The sequence below is a fragment of the Kistimonas ophiarachnellae genome, assembly GCF_057552235.1.
The window spans coordinates 1-301 of record NZ_BAAJPA010000088.1 but is presented as its reverse complement, the minus strand read 5'-3'; the positions used below and the strand labels follow the sequence as shown (position 1 = coordinate 301).

Genomic DNA, 301 nt, shown 5'->3' with positions numbered 1-301 from the left:
TGCCGGCGACGACATCCTGGACGGTGGCGCCCATGGCCCGGGCGGCGATACCGTGGATTTCAAGAACGGTACCACCGGGGTAACCGCTAGCCTGGCGGATGGCACGGCCACCGACAGTGAAGGCGGCAGCGACACCCTGCAGAACATCGAGAACCTGACCGGCACCGACAGCAATGACAGCCTGACCGGTGATGCCAATGCCAACGACCTGCTGGGACTGGATGGCGATGACACCCTGGTGGGCGGAGATGGCGCCGATACCCTGAATGGGGGGGAAGGGGGTGAGACCAACGGTGACACG

1 protein-coding gene is annotated in these 301 nt (G+C 65.1%); it reads left to right on the top strand.

The annotated features are described in order from the left end of the window. The coding region (locus tag AC27K1_RS21760) for a calcium-binding protein (RefSeq protein WP_487152893.1) at positions 1-301 on the top strand (301 nt) is incomplete at both ends.